The 26993-nt window shown below is 71.9% G+C and carries 27 protein-coding genes; 19 read left to right on the top strand and 8 right to left on the bottom strand.

Features of this window, described 5'->3' with window-relative positions; genetic code table 11:
- Positions 1–433 precede the first annotated feature (433 nt).
- Together C4T78_RS11165 and C4T78_RS11160 are read left to right on the top strand one after the other, a co-directional pair.
- Positions 434–2110, top strand: a complete 1677-nt coding sequence (locus C4T78_RS11165; RefSeq protein ID WP_093356702.1) for a prenyltransferase/squalene oxidase repeat-containing protein — start codon at positions 434–436, stop codon at positions 2108–2110.
- A 28-nt stretch (positions 2111–2138) separates the two neighbouring features.
- The gene (locus C4T78_RS11160; protein WP_093356701.1) at positions 2139–3344 is read left to right on the top strand and encodes a cytochrome P450 family protein; all 1206 of its coding nucleotides are present in this window, start codon (positions 2139–2141) and stop codon (positions 3342–3344) included.
- Between the two features lie 104 nt (positions 3345–3448).
- On the opposite strand, the gene C4T78_RS11155 is transcribed toward C4T78_RS11160, so the two are convergent.
- A complete protein-coding gene (locus C4T78_RS11155) occupies positions 3449–4483 on the bottom strand; it encodes an L-idonate 5-dehydrogenase (protein WP_093356887.1) in 1035 nt (344 codons plus the stop codon).
- 17 nt (positions 4484–4500) lie between these two features.
- Here C4T78_RS11155 and C4T78_RS37405 point away from each other — a divergent pair, with 17 nt between their 5' ends.
- Positions 4501–5082 (top strand): maleylpyruvate isomerase N-terminal domain-containing protein, encoded by a 582-nt coding sequence (locus C4T78_RS37405; RefSeq protein WP_093356700.1) that lies wholly within the window; start codon positions 4501–4503, stop codon positions 5080–5082.
- Positions 5039–5263, top strand: a complete 225-nt coding sequence (locus C4T78_RS37400) for a hypothetical protein (RefSeq protein WP_093356698.1) — start codon at positions 5039–5041, stop codon at positions 5261–5263. Before C4T78_RS37405 ends, C4T78_RS37400 begins: the two co-directional genes overlap by 44 nt.
- Positions 5264–5266: 3 nt before the next feature.
- Here the strand turns inward: C4T78_RS37400 and C4T78_RS11140 are convergent, their stop codons facing one another.
- Positions 5267–5632 (bottom strand): RNA-binding S4 domain-containing protein, encoded by a 366-nt coding sequence (locus C4T78_RS11140; protein ID WP_093356697.1) that lies wholly within the window; start codon positions 5630–5632, stop codon positions 5267–5269.
- 133 nt (positions 5633–5765) lie between these two features.
- Entirely contained in the window at positions 5766–6479 is a 714-nt protein-coding gene (locus tag C4T78_RS11135; protein WP_177247733.1) for a GntR family transcriptional regulator, read from the bottom strand.
- A gap of 50 nt (positions 6480–6529) precedes the next feature.
- Between C4T78_RS11135 and lhgD the strand changes: the two genes are divergently transcribed.
- Together lhgD and C4T78_RS11125 are read left to right on the top strand one after the other, a co-directional pair.
- On the top strand, positions 6530–7750 hold the full coding sequence (gene lhgD / locus C4T78_RS11130; RefSeq protein WP_093356694.1) for an L-2-hydroxyglutarate dehydrogenase: 1221 nt from the start codon (positions 6530–6532) through the stop codon (positions 7748–7750).
- A 239-nt stretch (positions 7751–7989) separates the two neighbouring features.
- Complete coding sequence (locus C4T78_RS11125) at positions 7990–8751, top strand: phosphatase PAP2 family protein (RefSeq protein ID WP_177247732.1); 762 nt, start codon at positions 7990–7992, stop codon at positions 8749–8751.
- Between the two features lie 54 nt (positions 8752–8805).
- Here C4T78_RS11125 and C4T78_RS11120 read toward each other — a convergent pair whose 3' ends face one another.
- A complete protein-coding gene (locus C4T78_RS11120) occupies positions 8806–9459 on the bottom strand; it encodes a response regulator transcription factor (protein ID WP_093356692.1) in 654 nt (217 codons plus the stop codon).
- Between the two features lie 54 nt (positions 9460–9513).
- Between C4T78_RS11120 and C4T78_RS11115 the strand changes: the two genes are divergently transcribed.
- Positions 9514–11124 carry a sensor histidine kinase gene (locus C4T78_RS11115; RefSeq protein ID WP_143185989.1) on the top strand — a complete coding sequence of 537 codons (1611 nt, stop codon included), beginning with the start codon at positions 9514–9516 and terminating at the stop codon, positions 11122–11124.
- Between the two features lie 4 nt (positions 11125–11128).
- Here C4T78_RS11115 and C4T78_RS11110 read toward each other — a convergent pair whose 3' ends face one another.
- Positions 11129–12922, bottom strand: a complete 1794-nt coding sequence (locus C4T78_RS11110) for an FAD-binding dehydrogenase (protein WP_093356689.1) — start codon at positions 12920–12922, stop codon at positions 11129–11131.
- 133 nt (positions 12923–13055) lie between these two features.
- On the opposite strand from C4T78_RS11110, the gene C4T78_RS11105 reads away from it, so the two are divergent.
- The 7 genes from C4T78_RS11105 (at position 13056) to C4T78_RS11075 (ending at position 20884) form a co-directional block, all read left to right on the top strand.
- Positions 13056–14273, top strand: coding sequence for a PucR family transcriptional regulator (locus C4T78_RS11105; RefSeq protein WP_093356688.1), 1218 nt, complete (start codon positions 13056–13058; stop codon positions 14271–14273).
- A gap of 286 nt (positions 14274–14559) precedes the next feature.
- Positions 14560–15624 carry a transcription termination factor Rho gene (gene rho, locus C4T78_RS11100; protein ID WP_093356686.1) on the top strand — a complete coding sequence of 355 codons (1065 nt, stop codon included), beginning with the start codon at positions 14560–14562 and terminating at the stop codon, positions 15622–15624.
- Between the two features lie 253 nt (positions 15625–15877).
- On the top strand, positions 15878–16054 hold the full coding sequence (locus C4T78_RS36360; RefSeq protein ID WP_177247731.1) for a hypothetical protein: 177 nt from the start codon (positions 15878–15880) through the stop codon (positions 16052–16054).
- Positions 16055–16215: 161 nt separating this feature from the next.
- Positions 16216–16761 (top strand): AAA family ATPase, encoded by a 546-nt coding sequence (locus tag C4T78_RS11090; RefSeq protein ID WP_093356684.1) that lies wholly within the window; start codon positions 16216–16218, stop codon positions 16759–16761.
- Between the two features lie 203 nt (positions 16762–16964).
- Entirely contained in the window at positions 16965–18392 is a 1428-nt protein-coding gene (locus tag C4T78_RS11085) for an amino acid permease (protein WP_107916122.1), read from the top strand.
- A gap of 69 nt (positions 18393–18461) precedes the next feature.
- A complete protein-coding gene (locus tag C4T78_RS11080) occupies positions 18462–19325 on the top strand; it encodes an amidohydrolase family protein (RefSeq protein WP_093356683.1) in 864 nt (287 codons plus the stop codon).
- Positions 19326–19372: 47 nt separating this feature from the next.
- Positions 19373–20884 (top strand): AMP-binding protein, encoded by a 1512-nt coding sequence (locus C4T78_RS11075; protein WP_093356885.1) that lies wholly within the window; start codon positions 19373–19375, stop codon positions 20882–20884.
- A 15-nt stretch (positions 20885–20899) separates the two neighbouring features.
- Here C4T78_RS11075 and C4T78_RS11070 read toward each other — a convergent pair whose 3' ends face one another.
- Positions 20900–21751, bottom strand: coding sequence for a cytochrome c biogenesis CcdA family protein (locus tag C4T78_RS11070; RefSeq protein WP_093356681.1), 852 nt, complete (start codon positions 21749–21751; stop codon positions 20900–20902).
- Entirely contained in the window at positions 21748–22458 is a 711-nt protein-coding gene (locus C4T78_RS11065; RefSeq protein WP_093356884.1) for a DsbA family protein, read from the bottom strand. Before C4T78_RS11065 ends, C4T78_RS11070 begins: the two co-directional genes overlap by 4 nt.
- Positions 22459–22562: 104 nt before the next feature.
- On the opposite strand from C4T78_RS11065, the gene C4T78_RS11060 reads away from it, so the two are divergent.
- The 5 genes from C4T78_RS11060 to C4T78_RS11040 all read left to right on the top strand — a co-directional run bounded on the left by C4T78_RS11060 (position 22563) and on the right by C4T78_RS11040 (position 26292).
- Positions 22563–23018, top strand: coding sequence for a hypothetical protein (locus C4T78_RS11060; RefSeq protein WP_093356680.1), 456 nt, complete (start codon positions 22563–22565; stop codon positions 23016–23018).
- Positions 23019–23050: 32 nt separating this feature from the next.
- Positions 23051–23410, top strand: coding sequence for a BlaI/MecI/CopY family transcriptional regulator (locus tag C4T78_RS11055; protein ID WP_093160861.1), 360 nt, complete (start codon positions 23051–23053; stop codon positions 23408–23410).
- A complete protein-coding gene (locus C4T78_RS11050; protein WP_093356679.1) occupies positions 23407–24396 on the top strand; it encodes a M56 family metallopeptidase in 990 nt (329 codons plus the stop codon). Before C4T78_RS11055 ends, C4T78_RS11050 begins: the two co-directional genes overlap by 4 nt.
- A 10-nt stretch (positions 24397–24406) precedes the next feature.
- Positions 24407–24925 (top strand): 2'-5' RNA ligase family protein, encoded by a 519-nt coding sequence (locus C4T78_RS11045; protein WP_093356678.1) that lies wholly within the window; start codon positions 24407–24409, stop codon positions 24923–24925.
- A 191-nt stretch (positions 24926–25116) separates the two neighbouring features.
- Entirely contained in the window at positions 25117–26292 is a 1176-nt protein-coding gene (locus tag C4T78_RS11040; protein WP_218161692.1) for a fumarylacetoacetate hydrolase family protein, read from the top strand.
- A 36-nt stretch (positions 26293–26328) separates the two neighbouring features.
- Here C4T78_RS11040 and C4T78_RS11035 read toward each other — a convergent pair whose 3' ends face one another.
- Entirely contained in the window at positions 26329–26988 is a 660-nt protein-coding gene (locus C4T78_RS11035; RefSeq protein ID WP_093356675.1) for a DsbA family protein, read from the bottom strand.
- Between the last annotated feature and the right edge of the window lie 5 nt (positions 26989–26993).

The raw sequence follows: 26993 nt of genomic DNA, 5'->3' as shown, positions 1-26993 counted from the left end.
GGTCTCGATGCTCATCTGAGCGCTTCTCGCGGATTCGCTCGCCTTCCGCCTCCGGGGCTGGGAGTACGTGCGCGATACACGTCGATCCGGCGGGCGGCAGTGGATTGGCGAGTTCTCGACAGTCGTGAAAATGCCTTACTAGTAAGGGAATTCCGATTTCCGGGCGCGGCGGGCGCCGATCCGGCGCATCCCGGGCGTGTCGGGCGGCAGACCTGGCCGAGCGAGCAGCGGCCGCGTATGGTGAACCGCGAATCGGTTGAGGCGCAACGCATCTCGCCCGGGATCGGCGACTGCGGCACCGGGCGCACGTCCGGCGAACAGGTCATCGCAGCGCTGGTGCCGCGGTCGGCTGCGACCGCCGCCGAGGAGTTGCCCGCGGCCACCGCGCCCGCTGACGAACGCCGAACACCACCACCGGGCTGGAGGAATCCGCATGACGACGGCGCAGGTCGACCCCGATCCGTTCACGGAGGCGCTCGACGAGGCGATCTGCGAAGGCGCGGAGGCGCTGTTCTCCGCCCAGCGCGCCGACGGCGTCTTCGACTACAGCGAGGACAACCTGACCTCGACGCTGGGGACCGTCGGCGCGCTGTCCGCGCTGCACTACGCCGACCCGGAGGGCAGCGCCGACCTGATCGAGGCGGGAGCCGGGTGGCTCCGGCGCACGCAGAACGCCGACGGCGGCTGGGCGATGGTCCCGGGCCTGTCCAGCGAGGCCGGGCCGACGGCGGTCAGCTCGGCCGTGCTCCACCTGGTCGACCCCGCCGGCAGCGCGGACGCGGTGCGCGACGGGCAGCGCTGGATGAGCGACTTCGGCGGCCTGGAGGCGATCCCGCACCCCGAGGTGGTCGCGTGGTGCCGGCAGTACTACGGCTTCGTCGGCTGGCTGGCCCCGGCGGAGATGCGCCGGTTCCCGCTGGAAGTGGCGCTGTGGCCGGGCCTGTACCGCAAGCTGTTCGACCTGCGCATCCCGATGGCCTTCGCGCTCGGCCTGGCCCAGGCCCGGCACAAACCGCTGACCCGCTTCCAGCAGGTGCTGGCCCGCCTGGGCGAGCCGAACGCGCTGAAGGCGATCCGGCAGGTCTACGAGCACGAGGGCTCGACCGGGGCCTGGTGCGAGAACGCCTGGGTCACCGGCCTGGTCTGCACCGGCCTGGCCCGCGCGGAGCTGGCGCCGGACATGGTCGCGGCCGCCGTCGGCTGGTTCCGCCGGACGATGCACCCCGACGGCTGGTGGCAGACCGGCCCGCTCGACGCGGCGTGGACGATGTACGCCGCGCGCGGGCTCTCCGAGGCCGGATACGCCGATGACCCGAGGCTGGCGTCGTCGGTCGACCTGTTCGTTCGCCTCCAGCAGCACCGGCCGTTCCTGGCCTTCGGCTGCCCACCGGGTTACTGGGGCTGGGCCGGGACGGAGGGCTGGCCGTCGACCTTGGAGACCGGCGAGATCCTCTCCGTGCTGTGCCGCTTGCCCGGTGCGAAGCAGGCTCCGGCGATCGAGCGGGGCGTGGACTGGCTGACCCGGGTACAGGACACCCGCGGTTCCTGGGGCCTGTGCGTGCGCAACACGAAGGTCGCCAACAGCGGGCCGTGCCCGATGACCACCGTGCAGGCCGTCGACGCGCTGCTCGACGCGGGCGTCCCGGCCGACGACCGCCGGGTGCGCCGCGCGCTGAAGTGGCTGGCCGGTGTCCAGCTGCCGGACGGCGCCTTCGAATCGGTCTGGTACCGGCACCACACGATGGCCACCGCCGCTGTGCTGGAGACCTTCGCCAGAGCGGGCCAGGCGGACGGCGAGACCGCGCGCCGCGCCAAGGCGTGGCTGACCCGGGCGCGGCGCCCGGACGGATCCTGGGGCGACGGGCACGATGCGCCCGCCACGGTCGAGGAGACCGGCTGGGCGATCTCGGGCCTGCTCGCCGCGGGCGCCGACCCGGCCGAGGTGCGTCCCGGGGTGGCCTGGCTGCTGGAGCAGCGCGCACCCGGCGGCGGATGGCGGGCGGAGAGCGTCCACGAGTACGTGCGCTTCGTCAGCCGGTACAGCAATCCCGCGTTCACCCAGGGCATGGCCCTGCGCGCGCTCGGCCGCTACCGGCGAGCGGCGCGCTGACCCCACCTGACGTTGGAACGGAGCACTGATGACAGGTTCGACGCAAGAGGACTCCTTCACCGAGCACTACTGGCGGGACCCGCACGCGGCGCTCGCCGGCACCCGCGAGACGTGCCCGGTCCGCGAGGTCGACTTCGAGGGCGGCCGCACCTGGCTGGTCACCCGCTACGCCGACGTGCGGGCGTGGCTCGCCGACCAGCGGCTGGCGAAGGACTGGCGATCGAGCCTGCCCGCCGAGGAGCGCGCCGCGGCGCCGCCCGGTCTGCCCGCTCCGATGTCGCACATGCTGACCTCGCTCGACCCGCCGGAGCACACCCGGCTGCGCGGCCTGGTCACCCAGGCGTTCACCGCGCGCCGGATCGCCGCGCTGCGCCCGCGGGTGGAAGCCGTCGCCGAGGAACTGCTGGCCGAGCTGCCCGAGGACGAACCGGTCGACCTCGTGGCGCGCTACGCGATCGTCCTGCCGATGGTGGTGATCAGCGAGCTGCTCGGCGTCCCGGAGATCGATCGCGAGGAGTTCGCGCGGCTGTCCACCGTGCTGATCGACGAGTGCCCGGAACCGGAGCTGCTGGCCGCCTCCACCCAGATGGCGACCTACCTGGAGGGGCTGGTCGCGGCCAAGCGCGCGGCACCCGACGACGCGCTGCTGTCGGCGCTGATCACCGCCTCCGACGAGGGCGACCGGCTCTCCGACCTGGAGATCGTGGCGATGGCCATGCTGCTGCTCATGGCGGGCCACGAGACCACCGCGGTGTTCATCACCAACAGCGTCCGCGCCCTGGTGGCCGACGACTCCGCCCGCGAGCGCCTGGCCGATCCGGAGGCGGTGCCGTCGCTGGTCGAGGAGCTGCTCCGCTGGCTATCGCCCGCCCTAAACGCTTCCTTGCGCTTCGCGACCGAGGACCTGGAGATCGGTGGCGTCGCGATCCCCCGGGGAGCGTCGGTGATGCTCTCGACGGGTGCGGCCAACCGCGACCCGGAGCGGTTCGCCGATCCGGACGTGCTCGACCCGGACCGCAACACCACCGGCCACCTCGCCTTCGGCTACGGCATCCACCGCTGCCTGGGCGCGGCCCTGGTCCGGCTGGAAGGCGAGGTCGGCCTGGCAGCGCTGTTCAACCGCTTCCCGGAACTGCGCGTGGTCGCCGATCCGGACGAACTCACCTTCCGCCGCAGCGTCCACGTGCACGCCCCGCGCACGCTCCCGGTAGTGCTCGGTCCTCGCAAGCGCTGAGCGGGCGCCGGTGGGGAAGTCGCTGAGGAGACCGGTTGGAACGGCTGCGGGAGCGGTGGGACGAAGTCCTGGTTCCGCGACTTCCTGGGACGCTCGCGGTTCTTTCAGAAGGCGAGCAGCACCTTGCCCGACATCGAGGGGTCGGCGGCGACGGTGAAGGCTTCCAGCGCTTCGCCGACCGGGAAGGTGTGGGTGACGACCGGGTCGACCGCCAGCGAACCGTCGGCGAGCGCGGCGATCACCTCGTCGATCTCGTCGTTGAACCGCAGCGAGCCGATCAGGCGCAGTTCGCGGGTGATGGCGTGGAACACCGGCACGGGCTGATCGCCGCCGGGCAGCAGCCCGACCATGACCACCGTGCCGCCGCGAGTGGTGCCCTTGACGGCGGAGGCGAGCCCTCGGTGGTTGCCGGAGGCTTCGATCGTCACGTCCGCGTCGACGGCTGCGATGGCTTCGGCCTCGGTGGCCCGCAGGGTCCGCGTCGCGCCGACGGCCTCGGCGATGCCGAGCGGCTTGTCGTGCAGGTCGACCGCCACGATCTCCGCTGCCCCGGCCCGCTCGGCGACCGCGACGACCAGCGCGCCGATGGGGCCGCTGCCGACCACGAGCACGCGCTCGCCGCTGAGATCACCGGCTTGTGAGACGGCGTGCAGGGCGACCGCGGCGGGTTCGGCGAGTGCCGCCGTGCGGAGGTCGAGCCCGGCGGGCAGCTCGCGGAGCATCGACGCGGGCAGCACCACTTCACCGGCGAAAGCGCCTTCGGTGTGCGGGAATCGCGCCGCGGACCCGAGGTAGCGGACGCCGGGGGAGAGGTTCGGCCGGTCTTCCGGGAACCTGGCGCCGGTGGGCTCGTAGGCGGCCGGGTGGACGGTGACGGCGGTGCCCTCGGACGGCCCGGTTCCGTCGGCGGCCGCTCGCACCACGGTGCCGGAGACCTCGTGGCCGAGGACCATCGGCGCCCGCAGCACCGACTCGCCGACGGCGCCGTGCTGCCAGTAGTGCAGGTCGGAGCCGCAGATGCCGCCGTAGGCGACCGCGACGACGGCCTCGCCCGGCCCCGGCTCGCGGACGTCGACCCGCTCGACCCGCAGATCACCGGCTCCGCGAGCCACGACAGCGGTGGTGGTTCTGGTCGTCACGTGCACTCCCGTTCTCGATGCTGCTGCCCGGAGACGAAGATGCCAGGCAGCGTGCACCCGCGGAACCGTTTCTTCCTCCGTGCCGGAGCCGGGCGAAGGCGTGTTCGCGCGGCCGGTCCGCCGCGATAATCCGGTGCGTGACGGGTGAACACGAGCAGTACAGGCAGGTTCGGCTCAACATCGCCGAACTGGTGCGCGGCGCCGGGGGAGCGCCCGTTCCGGCATGTCCGGGGTGGGCGGTGCCCGACCTCGTCCGGCACCTCACCGAGATCGCACCTGGTGCTCGGCAAGCTGACCGGACAACGCCCGCCCGATCTCGGCGGAGCCGACCTGCTCCACGAGTGGGACGAGGTCGCCACGACGCTCGAGAAGGTCCTGGCGGAGCGGGGCGAGGGAACCGGGACGCAGCTGGTCGCCGACGCCGTCGTCCACGAACTGGATCTGCGCTGCGCGCTGGCGGAACCGCTGCCCGCGCGACATCCCGCCTACGCCAGCGCTTTCCGGTTCGGCATGGCGGGAATGGACCGGTCGGTCCGGGAGAAGGGCGTTCCGGCGGTGACCTTCACGACCGGCGAGGAGTTCTGGCCGCTGGGCGGTGACGATCCCGTCGCATCGGTGCGCGCCGAGCCGGTCGACTTGCTCCGGTCGTTGTCCGGTCGGCGGACGCACGCGCAGATCGCCCGGCTGTCGTGGAGCGCGGATCCCGCGCCGTGGCTGCCCGCCTTCACCTGGGGGCCGTTCACGCCGCCGGGCAGCCCGGTCGAGGAGATGATCCGGTAGCGGTCACTTCCCGCCGGCGCGGAACTTGTCGATCATGCGGCGGTCGCGCTTGGTCGGGCGCCCGGCCCCGCGCTCGCGGCGGGCCACCGGGTTGGCGACCTGCGGCGGCGGTGCCGGGGTGCGGTCGATGTAGCAGGTGATCGCATCAGCCGCACCGACGCGGCGCTGGATCACCCGGACGACCTCGACGATCCGGGTCCGGTCACCGACGCGGGCCCGGATCTCGTCACCGGGGCAGACCGTGGTCGCGGGCTTGGCGGGGCGGTCGTTGACGCGCACGTGCCCGCCGCGGCAGGCGGCCGCGGCGTCCGGCCGGGTCTTGGTCAGGCGGACGGCCCACAGCCAGCGATCGACACGAGTGGATTCCACAGCAGCATGATGACACGCCGTTCAAGCTCGTTTTCCGAGCGGAACCCCGCGTCGGCGGTTGTTGCATGTTGCATGCTACTCGACCTAGATTGGTGCGATGACCACGGAGCACCTCGATGCCGCTCGGCGCGCGTCAGCCGAGGAGCCCGCGCAGGCGGTCGCCGACGCCGTGGTCGTGGAACTCCGACCGGCGGCGGGACTCCTGGTCGATGAGCAGGGTCGCCGTGTTGATGATGTGGCGGCTCATCGCCGCGCCGGTGGCCGCCTCGTCGCCCGCCACGAACGCCGCGTAGATGTCGGCGTGGTCCTCGAAGCACTCCAGGGGCGTCCGGGACGTCGGAACGGTGCCGACACCGCTTTCGAGGACCATGTCGCGCTGCTCGCGCAGGACGCCGGTGGCCCGGTCGTTGCCGCTGAGCTCCAGCAGGACGGTGTGGAAGTCCCGGTCGGTGCGCAGCGTGAGCTCCGCGTCGCCGGCGGTGGCCGCTTCGCGGAACCGCTCGTAGACCTCGGTGAGGCGGCGGCGGAGGCTCGGCTCGTCCTGGGCGCGGCGCGTGGCGCGGCGGGCCAGCGGGACTTCGAGCATCAGCCTGACCTCGAAGCCCTGCAGGAGCGCCTCCACGGACGTCGCCACGATGCGGATGCCGCGATTGCGCTCGATCTCGACGAGCCCGAGGCGGGCCAGCTCGTGCGACGCCTCCCGGATCGGGGTTCTCGACACGCCGAGCTGTTCGCCCAGCGCCGCGGCGCTGTACAGCCGGCCGGCCTCCAGCTCACCGCTCGTGATCGCCGCCCGGAGCTGGTCGAGGACACGACCGGTCATGCTGCTGACGTCGAGAGCTTCCACCCCGCCCATTCTGCCGGATGCACCCGCCGGTGAACGTCGAGAGGAATCGGATGGTCGAGAAGCGACGAGTAGCGGTCGTCGGTGGCGGCATCATCGGTGCCGCGGTGGTCCGGGAGCTGACGCAGCGGCTCCCCGGAGCCGAGATCGTGCTCTTCGAGAAGGAGCGCGAGCCGGCGGCGCACCAGACCGGGCACAACTCCGGTGTCGTCCACGCCGGCCTGTACTACGAGCCCGGTGGGCTGAAAGCGCGCCTCTGCCGCCGCGGTGTGCGGCTGCTCCAGTCCTACGTGGCCGAGCGCGACATCCCGTACGAGCGCTGCGGGAAGGTGGTCGTCGCCCTCGAAGAGGAGGAGCGCGGGCGCCTCGAGGCGATCCACGACCGGGCGAGGCGGAACGGGGTGCCCGGCGTCCGGCTGATCAGCGGCGGCGAACTCCGGGAGATCGAGCCGGAAGCGCGCGGCATCGCGGCCGTCCACTCACCGGACACCGCGATCATCGACTTCGCCGCGGTCACGCGCGCACTCGTCGAGGACGCCCGCAGCGCCGGGGTGGACGTGCGCCTGGGAGTCGAGGTGACCGCCATCGAGACGGCGCCCGGGGCGGGCGTGCGGGTTCGCACCAGCCGGGGCGACGAGCGGTTCGACAACGCGATCGCGTGCGCGGGCCTGCAATCCGATCGGCTCGCCCGGCGCTCCGGGGCGGCCAAGTCCCCGTCGATCGTGCCCTTCTTCGGCCAGTACCTGGTCCTGGAGCCCCGTTTCCGCGACATCACGCGCGGACTCGTCTACCCGGTGCCGGACCCGAAGTACCCGTTCCTGGGAGTGCACCTGACGAAGCGGGTCGACGGCGCGATGACGGTCGGCCCCAACGCCTTCCTGTCCTTCTCGCGCGAGATCTACCGGGGCTTGGGCATCGACGTCCGCGATGCGCTGGAAACCGCCGCGGACCCGGGGTTCTGGCGCTTCGCCGCCGGGAACCTCGCGGGAGCGCGGCGGGAGCTCCTCGGTGTGCTCTCGACGAAGAAGTTCATCAAGGACGCGGCGCGCTACGTCCCGGCGATCGAGGACGCCCGCTACGCCCGCCTGCCGCGCGGGATCCGGGCCCAGGCCCTCGCGGCGAACGGCAGTCTCGTCGACGACTTCGTGATCCAGCACGTCGGCCCGGTCACGCACCTGCGCAACGCGCCGTCGCCCGGTGCCACGTCGTCGCTGGCGATCGCCGAGCACATCGTCGAGCACGTGCTCGAACGCCACGACCTGAAGGCTCGCTAGTTCTCCGTCGAGCTGTCCGCACCGCGGTGCGCCCGGTCTTCGAACCTGGAGGCCGGGCGCGGTCCCGCTGCCCGTGCCGCGCGGACTCCAGGTGCCCCGACCTGCGGAATCTTACGAAAGTAAGGCCGGGTCCGGGCCGAAGGGGAGTGCCGGTCGCTGCCGATCGTGCGCAGCGGCGGTGCGCCCGCCATTCCTAGCGTGATGAGCGTTGATCACGAGAGTGGATGGAGGTGCGCCGAGTGATTCCGGCTGCACGTGCGAGCGGATCGGGAAGCGTTCTCTACGACGGCATCATCGGGTTCGCCGATGCCGTGCCCGGCCCGGTCCGGTCGTTGTTCGCCGTCTACACGAAGCTCGGGCTGCTGGTGCTGGGCTTCCTGTGCCTGCTCGCGTGGTGGCGGGCCCGGGCGACCGGAGAACCACGTGCGGTCGCCGTGTCCCTCCTGGGGCCGGCGGCCGCGGTGGTCGCCTACGCGCTCAGCGAGCTGGTGAAGGTGCTGGTCGGGCAGGACCGCCCGTGCCGCGGCCTGATCGCGGGCAGCACGGTCCTGACGTGCCCGGAGGTGGGCGACTGGTCCTTCCCCAGCAATCACGCCACCATCGCGGGAGCTGCGGCGATGGCCCTGGTCCTCGCCTGGCGCCGCCTGATGCCGTGGGTGGTGGCGCTCGCGGTGCTGATGGCGTTCTCCCGGGTCTTCGTCGGGGTGCACTACCCGCACGACGTGCTGGTCGGCCTCGCCCTCGGCGCAGTGGTGGTCTGGCTGGTGGTGCGGCTCCTGAGCACGCAGGCGGAGCGCCTGGTCACCCACCTCCAAAGGCACCGCGCGCTCGGTCGGCTGCTGGCCGCCGCCCCCGGCACGACCTCGCCCGAGGTGCCGACCAGCTCCCTGACGCGGGAACCGGACGATGCACGGCGCCGACCGCCTTCGCCCGCGGAGGAGCCCACCGTCCGGATGAGGCACCACCGCCACCCCGAACCACCCCGGCACCACGGCCGCTGACGCCCGCCGCCACCCGGGCCCGCGTCGGAGATCGCCACCTCGCCCGGCGGGCAGCTAGTCGTCGATCAGGTCGGCTTCGTGCGCGATGATCGCCGCCTGCACCCGGTTGCGCACGCCGAGGCGGTTGAGGATGGTGCTCACGTAGCTCTTGATGGTGCCCTCGACCAGGAACAGCTCCCGGGCGATCTCCTGGTTGGAGCGTCCAGCGCCGAGCAGCGCGAGGACCTGGCGCTCCCGGTCGCTCAGCTCGGCCACCGCCGCCCGGGCCCGCTCGGCGCGGAGCATCCGGTCGCCGCCGAAGTTGCTGATCACCCGGGCGGCTACCTTGGGCGACAGGTAGGCGGCGCCCTCCGACACCGCGCGGACGCCCGCGATCAGCTCGCGGGGATCACCGGACTTGAGCAGGAAGCCGCTGGCCCCGGCGCCCAGCGCGCGGGCGATGTAGGAGTCCTCGGAGAAGGTGGTGAGCATGAGGACCGCGGTGTCCTTCGTGGACCGGCAGATGGCCTCGGCCGCGCCCAGGCCGTCCAGTCCGGGCATCCGGATGTCCAGCGCCGCGACGTCCGGCCGGTGGCGGGCCACCAGGTCGATCGCCTCGTGCCCGTTCGCCGCCTCGGCGACGACCTCGATGCCCGGGTCGGTCTCCAGGATCCCCCTGATCCCGGTGCGCACCATCGCCTCGTCGTCGGCGACGACCACTCGAATCATCCGCACTCCTCAGTGGTTCCCGACCGATGGTATCGGCGCTCGGCAGGAGGCACGGTGAGCGCACCGCGGTGGACGTCCCGGGTGGTCGCGGTGCAGACCCGCGGAAACCTGGCGCTGTGGCTGGTGCTGGCCGTGCTGGTGCTGGCCGAGCGCAACACGCAGGAGCAGGGCGGTGCCCCGTGGTGGCTGGTGCTCGGCGGTGTCGTGCTGCTGTTCGCGGCCGGTGCGGCGGTGCGTGCCTTCCCCGTCCTGTCCTGGCTGGTGATCGCCGCGCTGGCCCTCGGGCAGTTCCACGGGACGACGGTGGGCCCACCGGTCCTGCTGTCGTACCTGCTGGCACTGGTCGTCGCCGGGCACCAGGCCGGCCGGGCCGTCGAGGACGTCCGCCCCCCGATGGCGGCCTTCGCCGTGGCGGTGGCCTCCGGGCTGCTGGCGGTGATCGCGCTCGGATACCTGCTGGACAGCCCGCTGCCCCGGGTGGCGAACAACCTCGTGCGCGCGCTGTACCTGCTGGTGCTGCTGGTGCTCTTCGGTGTCCTGCCCTGGCTGACCGGTCGGTACCGGCGGCTCAACGCCGGTCTCATGGCGGCCGGTTGGGAGCGGGCGCGGCAGCTGGAGCGGGAGCAGCGGATCGAGACCGAGCGGGAGCGGCTGCGGGAGCGGGCCCGCATCGCCCAGGACATGCACGACTCCCTCGGCCACGCGCTGAGCCTGATCGCCTTGCGCGCCGGGAGGGCGGAGCTGGACCCGGCCGGGGACGAGCGGCTGCGGTCCTTCGCCGGTGAGATCCGGAGCGCGGTGACGGCCGCGGCGGAGGAACTGCACACCGTCGTCGGAGTGCTGCGGGAGGACGGTTCGCCGCCCGCGCCGACCGAACCGGTGCACGAGAGCGTCGCGGAGCTGGTGGCGCGCACCGCGCTGTCCGGTGTGGACGTTCGCCTGGAACGTTCCGGGGAGCCGGTGCCGCTGCGGGCGATCGCCGAGCACGCCGTGTACCGCGTGGTGCAGGAAGCCCTGACCAACGCCACGAAGCACGCCCCGGGCGCCCCGGTCACCGTCCGGCTGGCGCACGGGGTGGATGAGACCACTGTGGAGGTCGTGAACGGCCCCGGCGAGGCGCCCGCCCCGAGCCCGGGCAGGCGCGGTCTGATCGGGCTGGAGGAGCGGATCCGGATCGCCGGCGGCACCATGACCGCCGGACCGCAGGAACGCGGCTTCCGGGTGACCGCGACGGTGCCGCACGCCGACCCCGGCACGGCACCGGACCGGGTGGAGCCGGGCGAGCAGCCAGCGCGCTTCGACGAGGAGCAGCGGCGGATCCGGTGGCGGATCGCCAAGGGGCTGGCGCTGCCGGTGGGTCTGAGCACCGCGGTAGTCGTGGTGGTGCTCGGGCTCTTCACCGCGTGGGTCTACAACTCGGTGCTGCCCGCTGAGACCTTCGACGGCCTCCGCCTCGGCACCTCCCGTGCCGAGGCGGAAGCCGTGCTCCCGGCGTTCGACCTGCGGTCGATCGAGATCGGAGCCGAGCCCGCGCGCCCCGCCGGTTCCGAGTGCGGCTACTACCTGACCAGCGCCGTCATCGGCCCCGTGCCGGAAGCGGTGTACCGGCTCTGCTTCGCCGACGAACGCTTGGTGAGCAAGGACGTCGTCCAGGTCCGCGGCTAGCCGCTCAGGCCGTTGCCGCGGCCGCGGCCCGGCCGGCCTGGCGGCCGGAGAACAGGCAGCCGCCGAGGAAGGTTCCCTCCAGTGCGCGGTAGCCGTGCACGCCGCCGCCACCGAAGCCCGAGACCTCGCCCGCCGCGTAGAGCCCGGGGACCGGGTTGGCCCGGGCGTCCAGGACGCGGCCGGACAGGTCGGTCTGGAGGCCGCCGAGCGTCTTGCGCGTCAGGATGTTCATCCGGATGGCGATCAGCGGGCCCGCGGCCGGGTCCAGGATCTTGTGCAGCGGCGTGGTGCGCGCGAGCAGATCACCGGAGTAGGCCAGCGAGTTGCGGATGCCCATGATCTGGTCGTCCTTGGTGAAGTTGTTGTCCACCTGGCGGTCCCGCGCGGTGATCTGGCGCTCCAGGTCGCCGGCGTCCACCAGCTCCGCACCGGCCAGCCGGTTCATCCCGGCCACCAGCTCCGGCAGCGTCTTGGCGACGACGAAGTCCTCGCCCCGGTCCTGGAACGCCTTGACCGGCGGCGGCGTGGAGTTCAGCAGCCTGCTCGCCAGGTAGCCGGCCAGGTCCTTCCTGGTCAGCTCCGGGTTCTGTTCGGAGCCGGAGAGCACGAACTCCTTGTCGATGATCCGCTGGTTGAGCACGAACCAGGAGTAGTCGTAGCCGGTCTTCTTGATCAGCTCCAGCGTGCCGAGGGTGTCGTAGCTCGGGATGCCGGGGTTCGGGAACCGGCGGCCGCGCGCGTCGAACCACAGCGAGGACGGCGCGGCGAGCACCCGGATGCCGTGATCGGGCCAGATCGGGCTGTGGTTGGCCAGCCCCTCGGTGTAGTGCCACATCCGGTCGCGGTTGACCAGGCGGGCGCCGGCGCGCTCGCTGATGGCCAGCATCCGCCCGTCCACGTGCGCCGGAACGCCGGTCACCATGCGCTCCGGCGGCGCGCCCAGCCACTCCGGCCAGTTCTGCCGCACGAGGTCCTGGTTGCCGCCGATGCCGCCGGAGGTGACGATCACGACCGGCGCGCGCAGCTCGAAATCGCCGACCCTGGTGCGGGAGCTCGGAGTACCGCGCGGCGCGTCGCTGGGTTCCAGGACGCCGCCGCGCACGCCGTCGACGACGCCGTTGGTGACCGTGAGCTCGTCGACCTGGTGCCGGAACCGGAAGGACACCAGGCCCTTCGCGGCGGCCTCGCGCACCTTCTTCTCGAACGGCTCCATCACGCCGGGGCCGGTGCCGAGCGTGAGGTGGAAGCGGGGCACCGAGTTGCCGGGCCCGTCGGCGCGCTGCCCGCCGCGCTCGGCCCAGCCGACGATCGGCACCCAGCGCACCCCCATCCCGTGCAGCCAGGACCGCTTCTCCGTCGCGGCGAAGTCCAGGTAGGCCTCGGCCCACTGCGCGGCCCAGTAGTCCTCGCCCAGCGGGTCGTCCGTGCCGCGGTCGAAACCGGCGTTGCCGAACCAGTCGGCGCGGGCCAGCTCCAGGGAGTCGCTGATGCCGGCCAGCCGCTGCTCCGGGGAGTCGATGAAGAACAACCCGCCGAGCGACCAGAACGCCTGCCCGCCGAGGCTCGCCTCGGGTTCCTGGTCCAGGAGCAGGACTTTGCGGCCCGCGGCGGCGAGTTCCGCGGTGGCCACCAGCCCCGCCAGGCCGCCGCCCACGACGATCGCGTCGGCGTCGGAACCCGCGGCGGAGCCCGGTGCGGCGGCTGCGGCGCCGGTGGGCAACGCCGCGCCGACCGCGGCCGCGCCGCCGGTGATGAGCACGGAGCGCCTGCTGATCCGGCCGTTCCCGCGAGAGTCCATCACATCCCCTGTTCGTGCTCGACGACGTGCCGCCGACCGCAAGTTACCTGCGGGTAAGGCGTTGGTTACCATGCTGAACCCCCTCCGGGGGTGGTGGTGGTGGTGAGTTCTCCAGTCTTGGGAGGTCATCGTTGTGATCGACTCCAACGCGGTCCCGCTCGAACTGCGCTGGCGCGGCGAACCGCTCGACCAGGTCCTGGCCGCCGCCGCACCCGAGCTGGTGCCCACCGTGCTGGCGCGGCTGGTCGACGAACTGCCCGCCTACGCCGAGCTGCCGGAGGAGGAACTGCTCGGGGACATCACGCGGATCATCCAGCGGGGCATGGCGATGGTCGTGCGGATGCTGCGAAACGGCGGTGCACCCGACCCGAAGTCGCTGGCCGACCTGCGCGAAGACGTCCTGCACCGGGCGGAGGAGGGCGTGCCGATCGAGGCCGTGCTCAACGCGCACAACGTGGGCGTCCGGGTGGCGTGGGAGCACTTCAGCGCGCAGGCCGGGCCCGAGGACGTGCGCACCCTGGTCGGCGTCGTGGAGCTCGCGCTGCGCTACCTGCGCGAGATCACCGCCGTGGTCTCCTCCGCGTACTTCCAGGAGCGGGACGTCTTCCTGGCCGATGCGCACGCCGCGCAGCAGGACCTGCTGTCGGCGCTGCTGACCGGGGAAGACCCGGCCGACGCGGCGGCCCGGCTGGGCGTCCGGCTGGCGGACGGCTACGCCGTGCTCGACGTGGAGATCGCCCCGCACCCGGACGAATCCGCGCCGGGCACCAACGCCGACGTGGCGCGCTGGCGCAAGCTCCGCCGGTTCCGCGCGGAACTCGAACGCCGCTCGCCGCAACCGCCGCTGTCCCGGCTCAACGGGCACGGCGGAGTGGTGCTGCTGGCCGCCGACGACGCGAACCTGCGCGTCGACGACCTGGTCCTGGCGTCGGGCTCGGCAGCGGGCGCCGATGTGACGGTGGGCGCGGTGACCGCGTCGGTGCCCGGCATCCCGGAGGCCGCGCGGACCGCGCACGAGTTGCGCAGGCTCGCGGTGGCGGGACGCCCGCCCGGCGTCTACACGCTCGCCGACCTCGCGCTGGACTACCAGCTCACCCGCCCCGGCCCGGCCCGCGACGTGCTGGTGGGCAGGCTCCGCCCGATCGAGGACGAGCCCGATCTGCTGGAGACGCTGCGCACCCACTTCGCCACCGGCCTCAACCGCCGCCGCACCGCCAGCCGGCTGCACGTCCACCCGAACACGGTCGACTACCGCACGCGCAAGATCGCCGAACTCACCGGCCTCAACCCAGCGGACCCAACCGACGCCACCCACCTGCGCGCCGCCCTCATCGCCCGCACCCTGCACTAGCCGGTCGCTGATCAATTCCTTTGTGGATCGGCCCGATCACCTTGCGACCAGGGCGAAAGTCGGCCTCTGATCGATCCACCAGCGAGATCGGACGACGCGCCGATCGGTGCTGAGCGGAAAAGACCTTGCGGGGTTCGCGGGTTCGGGGCATACTTGCGGGGAATCTCGCGGATGTCGGCTCTGCCGCCCGACGAGCTTCTTTCCTCCCCGGCGCATTTCCGGGGCCACTCATCTCCAACGATCCGCACCTGCGTCGATCGTCCCTCTCCCCATCAGGAGTACAACCATGCCCCACCAAGGAATTCTCGACATCCGCGGCAGATCCGCGACTCTCGGTTTCGGTGCCGACGGCACCAGCGTCCCCATGCGTCTCGTCCACGCGCACGGCCTGCGCCGCGGCGACGAGATCGTGGTGGACGGCGAGGAGCTGGTGCTGCTCAACGGTGCACCGCCGGTGCGCGAGCGGCCGGAGTTCGAGCTGCTCACGCCCGTGCACCCGGATGAGCGACTGGTGCTCGAGACCGACCGGCTCCAGCTCGCCGCCCGCGTGATCGACCTCGTCGCGCCGATCGGCAAGGGTCAGCGCGCGCTCATCGCCGCGCCACCGCACACCGGGAAGACCTCGCTGCTGCAGTCGATCGCGCACGCCGTCGCCACCAATCACCCGTCTGCGCACCTCATGGTGCTGCTCGCCGACGAGCGGCCGGAGGAGGTCACGGACATGCGCCGCACGGTGCGGGGCGAGGTGATCGCCTCCACGTTCGACCGGCAGCCCGCCGAGCACGTCCGCGCCGCGGAGCTGGCCGTCGAACGCGCCAAGCGACTGGCCGAAACCGGCCGCGACGTCGTGCTGCTGCTCGACTCGCTGACCCGGCTCGGTCGCGCCTACAACCTCGCGGCCCGATCGTCGGGGCGAGTGCTCTCCGGCGGTGTCGACGCCTCCGCGCTGCACCCGGTGAAGAAGATCCTGGGCGCCGCCCGCAACATCGATGGCGGCGGCTCGCTCACCATCGTCGCCACCGCGCTGGTCGGCACGGGTTCGCAGGCCGACGCGGTGTTCTTCGAGGAGTTGAAGGGCACCGGGAACTCCGACCTGCGCCTCGACCGCGCGCTCGCCGAGCACCGCATTCACCCGGCCATCGACCTGCTGGGCTCGGGCACCCGCCGCGACGAGCTGCTGCAGCCGCCGCGGGAGCTGGTCGCGATGGCCGGGATCCGGCGCGCCCTGGCGGGCCAGGACCCGAAGCGCGCGGCCGAGCAGTTCCTGGACCAGGTGCGCAGGACGCGGTCGAACGCGGAGTTCGTCGCAGCGGTCTCGGCGTCGCTGACCGCCCCGGCGCAGGCCGCCTGAGCCGCGCAATTCATGATCAATTCGAATTTTCCGCGGATGATCATTAGCGGATTCGTTTTCGCAGCTCGCCGACCTGGTGGTGCGGCAATTCAGCTCGGGTTGTAGATCAATTTCCAGGATGTTCGCGACATCGTCGGGTGAGCTTGCCTACCCCAGGCGCACCGAACCGGTTCCCATGCGTCACAATTGTTGCGCATCCCGGATTACGCGTTTCCGGATCCCAGCTGCTCGCACTTATTCCGAGGTGGAGATCGTGCCTGATCACGTCGCGTCCGATGATGAACTCGTCCCGGTGCACACCGGGGGCGGCCGGAGCTGTCCGATCACGATCACCGAGGTAGCGGTGCGCGGCCCCTGGGGAACCCGGAAGACGGCCCGAGTGCTCCGCTCCACCGGCGTCATCTCCGCCGACGTCGTGGTGGGTGCCTGATCCGCGCAGGACGAGGACGCCCCGGTTCGGAGAACTCGGCCCACCGGAAATCCTCGCACGAGGCGACATCGGTCATCGCGCGCTGAAAGCCGAGTCGTCCCGGAGTTCCCGGGCGCCGTTCGCCACCGCTGTGCCCGGGCGGTGGCGCTAGGCTTCGGCGCATGGGGTCGGTCGGTTCTTCGTCGACGCGCTTGGTCGTGCTCCGCGGCAATTCGGGCAGCGGCAAGAGCTCCATCGCATCGGCAGTGCGCGCGCAACTGGGACGCACCTGCGCGCTCGTTCCGCAAGACGTGATGCGGCGGACCGTGCTCGGGGAGCGCGACGTCACCAACGGTTTCAACATCGGCCTGATCAGCACTGTCGCGCGATATGCGCTCGACTGCGGGTACCACGTGATCGTCGAAGGCATCCTCAGCGCGCAGCGCTACGCGACGATGCTGGCCGAACTGGCACGGGACCACCGCGGCACCACCACCTTCTACTACCTCGACGTCTCGTTCGCGGAGACCGTCCGCAGGCACGAGACCCGGCCGCAGGCCGCGGAGTTCGACGCCACCGAGATGCTGGGCTGGTACCGGCACCTCGATCTGCTCGGGTTTCCCGGCGAACGGGTCATCGCCGAGGAGTCCAGCCTGGGAAGCAGCGTCGGCCGCGTCCTCTCCGAAGCTCTCGGGATCGGAGAACCTTTCGCCTCGCCCGGCACCTGACCACCCGGACGAATGAGCCGGTGAGCAGGCCGGACGGGCAGCTGCCGGGAATCGCCGGGGAAAGGAAGGTGTCGGGTCGCTGGCTCTGCGGCTCCGACGTGCTTACCGTCGCCTGCCATGCGGGGCACTTCCCCGGGCCTCCGGTCCTGTGCGCCCGCTGGGGGCGGGTACGTCCCGCGACGGCAGGCCCGACAGGAGTTCCCATGGCACACGACGTTTCGCGCTCGTCCGGCGGGGCGCTCACCAGCGGCCTCAAGAGCCGCCAGATCACCATGATCTCGATCGGTGGCGTGATCGGTGCCGGTCTGTTCGTCGGTTCCTCGGCGGCCATCGCCGAAGCCGGCCCCGGGGTGCTGCTGTCCTTCCTCATCGCCGCGGTGCTGGTCGTGCTGGTGATGAAGATGCTGGCGGAGATGGCCATCGCCAATCCCGACACCGGGTCGTTCTCCACCTACGCCGACCGCGCGCTGGGCCGCTGGGCCGGCTTCTCCATCGGCTGGCTGTACTGGTGGTTCTACGTGCTGGCGATCCCGATCGAGGCGATCGTCGCCGGGAAGATCATCGGATCGGTGCTGGCCATCCCGAGCTGGCTGCCCGCGTTCGCGGTGGTCGTGCTGCTCGCCGGCACGAACCTGCTGGCGGTGCGCAGCTACGGCGAGTTCGAGTACTGGTTCGCGCTGCTGAAGGTCCTCGCGATCGTCGGGTTCCTCGCGCTCGGCCTCGCGGCGATCCTCGGACTGCTGCCCGGTTCGGGCGCGAGCGGTCTGTCCGGGCTGTGGGCCCACGGCGGTTTCCTGCCGAACGGCGGGGTCTCTGTCCTGGCCGGGTTGCTGACCGCGATGTTCGCCTTCCAGGGCAGCGAGATCGTCACCATCGCCGCCGCCGAGTCCGAGGACCCGAAGCGCAACATCCGCAAGGCCATCGGTGCGGTGGTGTGGCGGCTGGCGCTGTTCTACATCGGTTCGGTGTTCGTCGTGGTTTCCCTGGTCCCGTGGGACGCCCCCGAGCTCGCCGCGGGCACGTACCAGGCCGCGCTGGAGCGGATGAACATCCCGGGTGCTTCCGCGGTCATGGACCTCGTCGTGCTCGTGGCGGTCTGCAGCTGCCTCAACTCCGCGATCTACACCGCTTCCCGCATGGTGTTCTCCCTGGCCAGGAGAGGGGAGGCGCCGCGCGTGCTGGGCACGATCGGGGCCAACGGCACGCCGCGGGCCGCGGTGCTCGCCTCCACGGGGATCGGCGTGGTCGCGGTGGTCGTCAGCTACGCCGTTCCGGGGCTCTTCACCTACATGCTGGCCTCCAGCGGTGCGATCGCGCTGATCATGTACCTGGTCATCGCCGCCACCCAGCTGGCCACCCGCCGCGCGATGCGCGCCCGGGGCACCGAATCCCGCCTGGAATCCCGGATGTGGGCCTTCCCGCACCTGACCGTGCTCACCATGGTCGCGATCGCGGGCATCCTGCTGACCATGGCGATCCTGCCCGGCCAGCGCCTCGAGCTGTCGGTCTCGCTCGGGCTCGCCGCGGTCCTGGTCGTGGTCGGCATCGTCATCCAGCGCCGCAGTCCCGCCGTCCCGGTGGAGCCGCGGGTGAGCGCAGGAACCGGACTGGCTCGGAAAGGCCCTCGCTGACTTCTCGCCACACCAATCCGGAATCGAGCCCCGGCCGAGCGCCGGCGGCAGGACCGCGGAGGCCGTGCCATGACGATCATCGACGCCCGTGTCCGGCTACCCCAGGACCGCAGGCCCGGGCGCGCGTACTCCGCGCCCGCGCGCCAGACCGAGCAGTACGACAGGGTGCTCGACCTGACCAGCAAGATGAACGACGGCACCCTCGGCGGCCTGTTGTCCACGATGGACGATCAAGGCATCGGGCACGCGGTGATGCACGCCGAGTCGGAGGGCGGCGAGGACGCCGAGGCGCTCAACGACGGGCTGGAAGAGGTCCTCGCCGAGCACGGTGATCGCTTCCGCGGGATCGGCTGCCTTGACCTCGGCAGCCGCAGCCCCACCCGGCTCGCCGTGCAGACCGCTCGCATCGCCGAGCGCGGGATGCTGGGAGTGTCGCTGCAACCGGCGTTCTTCGGCCTGGACATCGACGACCGCGCCCTGTACCCGATGTACGCGCGAGCCGAAGAGCTCGGACTGGTCGTGTGCGTGCACACCGGCATCACCTACTCCCGGATGCACCCGCTGCGCCACGAGCGCGCCGAGCTGCTCGACCAGGTCGCCTGCGACTTCCCCGATCTGACGCTCGTCGCCTGCCACGCGGGCTGGCCGTGGGCCGCGGAGTACGCCGCGGTGGCGCGGCGGCACCCCACCGTGCACCTGGAGTTCGGCGGCCTGGCCCCGAGGTACGTCGCGAGGCCGGGCACCGGCTGGGACGTGCTGTTCGGCATGATGCCGAACCTGCTGCGCGAGCAGGTCCTCTACGGCAGCGACTGGCCGGTGATGGAACCCCGGCGCGCGCTCGCGGAGTGGCGCGATTCAGGGCTGGGCGAAGCGGCGCTGTCGGCGCTGTTCCGGGACAACGCGGCCCGGGTGTTCGGGTTCTCCGCAGCGTGATGGAGCGGGCGGGAGAGGATCGCGCCGCAGCGGGCAGCATCACCGGCATGCTCGCCGACCGGACTGCTCGCACCCCGGACGCGGTGTTCCTGCGCACGGCGGAGGGCGAGCTGACCTACGCCCAGGTGCAGTCGCTGGCGGCCTCCACCGCGGGCGGGCTGGCCGCTCTCGGTGCGGAGGAAGGAACTCCGGTCGTTCTGCTGCTGCGGAACAGCCTCGACCACGTGGTGGTGTGGTTCGCCCTCGCCCGCCTGGGTGCGCTGCACGTACCGGTGAACACGGCGTTGCCCGGTTCCCGGCTGCGTCACGTCTTCGCCGTGTCCGGGGCGAGGATCGTGGTCGGCGAGGCCGATCTGCTGGCACCGCTGGACGAAGGTCTGCTCGAAGGGCGGACGGTCGTCGTGCGCCGCTCGGCCGGGGCGGCTTCCGGCGAGGGCGGCGTGGAGCTGAGCGAGGTGATGGCCTCACCGGTCAGCGCTCCGCCGCCGCGGGGTGGCGAGCTCGATCCGGCAACTCTGATGTTCACCTCGGGCACCACCGGACCGTCCAAGGCCTGCGTGCTCCCGCACCGCTACCTGGCACGCCAGGGGCAGATCCACGCGCAGCGCTTCGGCTACCGCGACGATGACGTGCTGTACTGCCCGTTCCCGCTGTTCCACATCGACGCGGCCACGCTGACCGTGGTCGCGGCTCTGGCCGCCGGCGCCACCGCCGCGCTGGGCGCCCGGTTCAGCGCATCGGGGTTCTGGTCGGAGGTGCGGAAGTTCGACGCCTCGGTGTTCAACTTCATGGGCGCGACCCTGACCATCCTGTGGAAGCAGGAGCCCTCCGCCGCCGACCGCCGCCACCGCGTCCGGCTGGCCTGGGGCGTGCCGGTGCCGGAGTGGCGGGACGGGTGGCAGCAGCGCTTCGGATTCCCGGTGTACCAGGTCTACGGCCTCACCGACGCCGGGCTGCCCGTCTACGACCCGGTCGGCGGTGAGCTGCGGCCGGGCACCTGCGGGCGGGTCATCGACGAGTACGAGGTCCGGATCGACACCGCCGACGGGTCGGGGATCGGCGAGATCCTGGTGCGGGGCAACGAACCCGGGCTGACCATGATCGGCTACCACGGGATGCCGGAGGCCACGGCCGCGGCGATCGACGAGCGCGGCTGGGTGCGCACCGGCGACCTGGGCAGCCTCGACCGGGACGGCTACCTCGTCTTCCACGGCAGGCTCAGCGACTCGATCCGGCGGCGCGGGGAGAACATCTCCGCGCAGGAGGTCGAGGAACTCGTCTGCGGTCACCCCGAGGTCGTCGAGGCGGCCGCGATCGGGGTGCCCAGCGAGCTGACCGAGGAGGAGGTGAAGGTCTGCGTGGTCCGCCGGGCCGGGTCGGAGCTGTCCGAGCGAGCGCTGCACCGGTACTGCCTCGAACACGGCGCGCGGTTCATGGTGCCCCGCTACATCGAGTTCGTGGCCGGACTGCCCAAGACCCCGACCGAGAAGGTGGAGAAGTTCCGCCTGGCCCAGGCCGGCATCACGGACCGGACCTGGGACGGCGAAACCTCCCGCTGACGCGGCCGCAGGCGATCAGCCGGACGTGGAATCCCGATCCCGCCGGGCCTCGCCGCGCCGGCGTCCCCGGGTGACGAGCAGCGAGACCACCAGCAGCACCACCAGGACGACGAGCAGCACCAGCTGGTCGGACACCAGGGCCGATGCGTGCTGCACCCAGGACTGAACGGTGAACTGGGCGTCGATGCTGACGAGCCCGCTGAGCGATCCGGTGCCGTCGGTGGTGAGGAACAGCACGCCGAGCGCGATGAAGACCAGGCCGGACAGCAGCGTCGTGCTGTGCACGCGGAGCGGGCCGACGCGGAGTTCGCGGCCGCGCAGCCAGCGGCGCCTGCCGAGGTCGAAGCGGTCCCACAGAGCCGCGATGACGAACAGCGGCACCGCCATGCCCAGCGCGTAGACGGCCAGCAGGATGCCGCCGTAGGCGGGGCTGGAACCGGTCATGGCCATGGTCAGCACGCTGCCCAGCAGGGGACCGGCGCAGAACCCGGCCAGCCCGTAGACGGTGCCCAGCAGGTACACCGACAGCGCCGAGGAGATCTTGATCCGGCCGCTCAGCCGCTGCGCCGCCCCGGAGCCGAACCCGAAGCCGAAGATCTGGGCCGCGCCGAGCAGGATCATCAGCGATCCGCCGATCAGCACCACGAGATCGCGGTGCTGGTTGAACAGCGCGCCGACCGAGCCCGCGGCCACGCCCATCGGCACCAGCGTGGTGGCCAGGCCGAGGTAGAAGATGCCGGTGCGCAGCAGCAGCCGGACCCGGTCGGCGAAGGCGTAGGCGAAGAACGCCGGGACCAGCAGCGCCGAGCACGGGCTCAGCAGCGACAGCACGCCGCCGAGGAAGGCCCCGAAGTAGCCGATGATCATGCCTTGGCCCGTTCCGCCTCGATCACCGCGACGAACTGGTCCAGCGGCTGGGCGCCGAGCACGGGCTGGCTGTTGATGATGAACGACGGCGTGCTGGACACCCCGAGCGCCTGGCCCTCGGTCGCGTCGGTCTGGATCGCCTGCAGGATCGCCGGATCGTCGCGGTCGGCGTTGAACTTCGCGAGGTCCGGCACGCCCGCTTCGCGGGCCACTTCCTGGATGGTCTCCTCCGGGAACGACGGCTTCTCCCCGCCGTTGCCGCGCGCGTAGGCCGCGTTGTGGAACTCCCAGAACCGGCCCTGGTGGGCGGCGGCGCGGGCCGCCTTGGCGATCTCCAGGGATTCCTCGCCGAAGATCGGGAAGTCGCGCCACTCCAGCCGCAGCACACCGGTGTCGACGTACCGCTCGATCAGCCGCGGCTTGATGTCGGCGGTGAACTTCGAGCAGAACGGGCAGCGGTAGTCCTCGTACATGATCATCACCACCGGCGCGTCGGTGCGCCCCAGCGCGAACGGGTCGTCGGGCTGGCGCCGCTGCAACGACTTCAGCACCGCGGCGATCTCGTCCTGCTCGGCGGTGGCGGTCTGCGGCGCCGCCTGCTCCGGGGACGGCCTGCCGCCGAACGCGCCCCACGCCAGCGCCGCGACGGCGGCCACGACCAGCGCTGCGAACCCCCACCGGAGCGCCGGTGAGCCCTTCGAGGTCATCACGCCCACCCTTTTCTATCCAAGTTAGTAGAACTCTTATCGTGCATAGTAGGATCGTCGGGCCGGCACGTCGTCGGCACCCCCTCGGGAGGAGGAACGCCCTGATGCGGGAGTGGACTGCCCGGCACTGGTCGGTCGCGGCGCTGGTCTCGGCGGTGGTCGCGCTGGTGACCGGCGCGGTGACCGGCCTGGTGCCGAACCCGCTGTTCACGCGGATGATCGAAGCGCCGTGGTGGAGCTACCCGGTGTGGATCGTCTCCGCGGTCCTGTCCGGGCTGCTGGTCGCGACCTACCTCGCCCCCAGCGCGCAGTCCGAGGCGGAGCGCACGCGCGACCAGCGCCGCAACGTCGTCGGTGCGGTGCTGTCCTTCCTCGCCGTCGGCTGTCCCACGTGCAACAAGCTGGTCGTGCTCGCCCTGGGCACCAGCGGCGCGATCACCTGGTTCGGCCCGCTGCAGCCGGTGCTGGCGATCGGCTCGCTCGCGCTGCTGGGCTTCGCGCTGCGCGCCAGGTTGCGCTCGGCGCGGATCTGCCGGTTGTCCGGGGCGGGGCGTCCATGACCTACTCTCCGGTCAGGGAGGGGGAGTTTCCGATGCGCAGCCTGGGGCCGCTCGAATCGGCCGTGATGGATCACCTGTGGTCGGCGGGGGATCCGCTGAGCGTGCGGGAGGTGCTCGACGGCCTCCGCGATCGCGGGCTGGCCTACACCACGGTGGCCACCGTGCTGGAGAACCTCCACCGCAAGCAGTGGGTCGACCGCGACCGGGTGGGCCGGGTCTGGTTCTACCGCCCGCGCCTGCAGGCCAGCGAGCACGCCGCGCTGCTGATGCGGGAAGCGCTCGCGGCCAGCAACAGCCCGCGCGCGACGTTCCTCAGATTCGTCGACGAGATCACCGAGGAGGAAGCCGCGATGCTGCGGGAACTGCTCGCCGAGGCACCGGAGGACCGATGACACCGCTGCTCATCGGGCTGTTCGCCTACATCGCGGCGCTGGCGGTGCTGGGTCCCCGGCTGATCAGGGCCTGCCGCCGCTGGCAGTCCGCGGCCCCGCGGCTCGGTCTCGTCTTCTGGACCGCGCTGGCCACCTCGTGGGTCGTGGCGGTGATCAGCGCGGGCCTGGCCGCGATGGCTCAGCTCTCCGGCGGCCACGGGCTGGCTGCGCTGCTGCACGCCTGCCTTCGCGCGCTGCTGACGATCGTCGGCGTGCACAGCCTCGCCGACGCGCCCGCCGCGATCGCGCTGCTCGGATCGGGCGTGGTGATCGGGCGGCTGCTCGTGGTCGCCGCGCGTCACGTCCGGCGGACCCGGCGGCACCGCGAGCTGCACCGGAAGGCGCTGCGCTCGTTCTCCAACGCGGTGGTCGGAAACGGAATCCGCGTTGCCGTGGTGGAAGCCGAGCAGCTCGCCGCGTACTGCGTTCCCGGGCGGTGCTCCACCGTCGTGCTCACCACGGGCGCGCTGCGGCGCCTGGTCCCGGCCGAGCGCGACGCCGTCATGGCGCACGAGATCGCGCACCTGCGCGGCAAGCACCACCTCATGTCCGGCTGGGCGGCGATCCTCGCGCACGCCTTCCCGTTCGTGCCGCTGCTGAAGGCGGCTTCGCAGGAGATCGCCCGCCTGGTCGAGTGGATCGCCGACGATCGAGCGGGCCGCAGGCACGGGAACCGCGCGGTGGCCCGGGCGCTGGCGGTGATGGCCACGAGCCCGGCGGCGCCGGTGCCGAAGGTGGCCCTCGCCGCGGCGGGCTCGGGTGTTCCGGAGCGGGTCCGGCGTCTGCTCCAGCCGCGGGCGGCGGTGCACTCGGCGTGCTGGCGGATCGTCGCCGCGCTGGCCCTGCCCGTGGTGGCGCTGGTCGCGGCGGCAGCCGTGCTCGTCCCGTGCGCCACGGCCGATCCGACTCCGATCTGCTCCGGCCGCCCGAGCCTCTCCGCGCGGTAGAACTCCGAACATGCCGAGAGAAGGCGCAACGGCGCTGGTCGTGCCGCTGCCGGAAGCCGACCCGCTGCTGGCGGCGGTCGCGGCCCGGTTCCCGGACGCGGTGCGCCCGCTGCCCGCGCACGTGACGCTGCTGTACCCGTTCCTGCCCGCCGATGCGCTCGACGACCGGGTTTTCGCGGCCCTGGACGAGGTGTTCGCCGATCGGCCACCGCTGCGGGTGGAGTTCGCCGAATGCCACCGGGCGACCGGGTTCGCCGCCCTGCTGCCGGATCCGGCGGAAGGCCTGTCCGAGCTGGTCGGCGAACTGCGCCGCCGGTGGCCGGACCTGCTCCCCTACGGCGGCAGGTTCGGCACCGACGTCGACCTGCACCTGACGGTCGCCCTGAACACCGCGGAAGCCACGGCCGAAGCGGTGGCCCGCGAGATCGTCCCGGAGTTCACGCCGATCCGAGCGCACCTGCGCGAAGCCCGCCTCATCGCCCTCCAAGGCCGATGGCAGCTGCGCAGACGCTTCGAGTTCACCGCCTGACGCCCGGGAAGGTGTCGATTTCGTGGAGATCGACGTGGACCACGACGCTCCGGTGGTGGCCGGGCTCCCGGGGGATCGCTTGGTCGCGCCGCGCCCGTGCGCGGCGAGCGCCCTGTTCGGTCGTTGACCGCGAACATTCGCGGCGATAGGACATGAGCAGGTTCTGTCGTGGCATCGCAGGAGGGCAATCCGTGGACCTCACCGCTCATGCCGATCTCATCCCGCCCCAGGACGTCGAGAGCGCCACGCTGCTCGCCCGCGTGCACGACCCGGAATCGGGCGGGCCGTGCGTGGCCGCCGTGCGCGGTCGGACGGTGGTCGATCTGACCGAGGTCGAGCCGACCGCCTCGGGCCTGCTGGAACGGCCTGATGCGGTGGAGATCGTGCGATCTCACCCCGGCGGGCGCGCGTGGCAGCTGTCCGATCTCCTGCGGGCGACGCTCGACGGGCACCGCGCGGAGGCCCACTTCCTCGCGCCCGTCGACCTCCAGGTCCTGAAAGCCGCCGGGGTCACCTTCGTGCGGAGCATGCTGGAGCGCGTCATCGAGGAGCGGGCCGACGGTGACCTCCGCCGGGCCGAAGCGATCCGCGCCAAGCTGGGTGATCTGGTGATCGGCCGCATCTCGCAGGTGCGACCGGGATCGCCGGAAGCGGAGCGGGTCAAGGAGGTGCTCGTCCAGGAAGGGCTCTGGTCGCAGTACCTGGAGGTCGGCATCGGACCCGATCCGGAGATCTTCACCAAGGCCCCGGTGCTGTCGGCGGTGGGCACCGGCGCCGAGATCGGCGTGCTGGCCCGTTCGACGTGGAACAACCCGGAGCCGGAGCTGGTGCTCGCGGTGAGCTCCGCCGGAGTCCCGGTGGCGGCCACCCTCGGCAACGACGTGAACCTCCGGGACTTCGAAGGGCGCAGCGCCCTGCTGCTGACCGAGGCGAAGGACAACAACGCCTCCTGCGCGATCGGCCCGTTCCTGCGCCTGTTCGACGCGGACTTCACCCTCGACGACGCCCGGAACGCGGAGATCTCCCTGCGGATCACCGGCGCCGACGGCTACCGGCTCGAAGGCGTCAACCCGGTCGCGGAGATCAGCCGCGATCTGGTCGACCTGGTCGGCCACGCCTGCGGGCGCCACCACCAGTACCCGGACGGGTTCGCGCTGTTCACCGGCACGATGTTCGCCCCGACCGAGGACCGCGACGTGCCGGGCCAGGGCTTCACGCACAAGCGCGGCGACGTGGTGCGCATCTCGTCCCCGGCACTGGGCTCCTTGGTCAACGCGGTGAACAGCGCCGAGGACGCTCCGGACTGGCAGTTCGGGATCCGCGCGCTGATGAACAACCTCGCAGCCCGCGGCCTGCTGGGGACGTGACGGTCCGGTGGCCAGGACGGTCGCCGGGGCAGCGGTCTACTTCGCCAGTGCGGTGTCGATGGCGTCGGTGAGGTGCTGGTAGGAGTCGGGGACGAACTTCTTGCCGTTCAGGAAGAAGGTGGGCGTGCCGTCGACACCTGCCGCCAGTCCGTCGTTCCGGTCCTTCTCGACGCGGGCGGCCGTGGCGGGGCTGTTCAGGTCGGCCTGGAAGCGTTCGACGTCCAGGCCGATGGCGCGGGCGTAGTCCAGGAACACCGCTTCCTGGGACTCCTGCTTCTCGCCCCACGCCTGCTGGTTGTCGAAGAGCGCCTGGTACATCTGCTCGAACTTGCCCTGCGCCGCGGCGGCTTCGGCGGCTCGGGCCGCCAGGTCGGCGTTGCGGTGGCTCGGCAGCGGGAAGTAGCGGATGACGTAGTTGATGCGCCCGTCGTAGTCGGCCCGCAGCTGCTCCATCGCCGGGTAGACCGCGCCGCACGCTTCGCACTCGAAGTCGAGGAACTCCACCAGGGTCACCTTGCCGTCCGCGGCCGTGGACAGCTGGTGGCTGTCCTCCCGAACCAGCAGTCGGGCGGGCAGCGGGCCGGGTTCGGCGGGGGCGGCTTCCGGATCTGCCGGTCGGTTCACGAGCAGCAGCGTGAAGATCGCCACCGCTGCGACACCGATGACGACGAGGGTCAGTTGGAGATTCCTGCTCATGGGCA

The sequence above is a fragment of the Saccharopolyspora kobensis genome (assembly GCF_900108315.1).
GTDB classification, from domain to species: domain Bacteria; phylum Actinomycetota; class Actinomycetes; order Mycobacteriales; family Pseudonocardiaceae; genus Saccharopolyspora; species Saccharopolyspora kobensis.
The sequence above is the reverse complement of the archived record's forward strand: the minus strand, read 5'-3'. Positions and strand labels throughout refer to the sequence as shown.